This window comes from Collinsella aerofaciens (assembly GCF_018785245.1).
Classification (GTDB): Bacteria; Actinomycetota; Coriobacteriia; order Coriobacteriales; family Coriobacteriaceae; genus Collinsella; species Collinsella aerofaciens_AD.
This window is the reverse complement of sequence record NZ_WQPL01000052.1, coordinates 1-1,062: the sequence shown is the minus strand read 5'-3', so window position 1 is coordinate 1,062 and position 1,062 is coordinate 1. Positions and strand designations below refer to the sequence as shown.

The 1,062-nt window shown below is 65.4% G+C and carries 1 protein-coding gene; it reads left to right on the top strand.

Annotation, left to right across the window (positions count from 1 at the left end; all coding sequences use genetic code 11):
• On the top strand, positions 1-1,062 hold a 1,062-nt coding region (locus GPK39_RS08660), incomplete at its 5' end, for an SIS domain-containing protein (protein ID WP_215675047.1).

The following is a 1,062-nucleotide window of genomic DNA, read 5'->3' as shown; positions in this document are numbered from 1 at the left end:
ATGAAGGAGACCGAGAAGATCGAGATCATGCACTTCGACCAGGAGGGCTACCTCGAGGACGGCAGGAACGTCTACGAGGCCGGCAAGAAGATGACCGCCCTGGCCGACCGCGTGCACGAGGAGGGCTACGACGCCGTCTTCCTGATGGGCGTCGGCGGCACCTGGGACGAGTTCATGCAGCTCGAGTACCTCATGAACAAGTTCGGCGACCGCGACCTCGAGGTCTACCTGATCCACGCCGCCGAGTGGAACGTCATGGGCCACAAGCGCATGACCGACAGGTCCGTCGTGCTGACCGCCTCCGAGTCCGGCACCACCCCCGAGGTGCTCGAGGCCGTCGGCAAGATGAGGGAGATGGGCGTGCGCGTCTTCGCCATGACCAACCCCGAGGGCAAGATCGGGCAGGCCGTGGGCGCCGAGAACTGCGTCATGATGGCCTCCGACCACGGCGCCGGCGGCTGCGAGAAGGGCTACTACCTCGCCGACTGCTTCGGCCTGCGCCTGCTCAACCGCCGCGGCTGCTTCCCCAAGTTCGACCTGTTCATCGAGCAGACGAAGGACGTCTGGAAGGACATGCTCGACATCCGCAAGCGCTTCGAGCCGCGCGCCGAGGAGCTCGCCAGGAAGTACGCGCTGGCCGACTACACCATGTTCATCGGCTCGGGGGCCCTCTGGGGCGAGACCATCCTGTACTCCATGTGCCTGCTCGAGGAGATGCAGTGGAAGCGCATCCGCCACATCACCTCGCACGACTTCTTCCACGGCACGCTCGAGCTGCTCGAGCCCGGCGTCCCGGTGTTCCTGTTCATGGGAGAGGACGAGTGCCGCGCCCTCGACGAGCGCGTCCGCGCCTTCCTCACCAGCGGCGTGACCGGCGACGAGGACTACGTCATCATCGACACCGCCGAGTACGCGATCCCGGGCCTGGACGACGACTTCCGCGTCATCGTGTCGCCGTGGATCCTGTCCGCGCTGACCACCGACCGCCTCGCGCGCAACTACGAGCTGGTCACCAAGCACAACCTCAAGTACCGCCGCTACTACCACCAGTTCGACTACTAA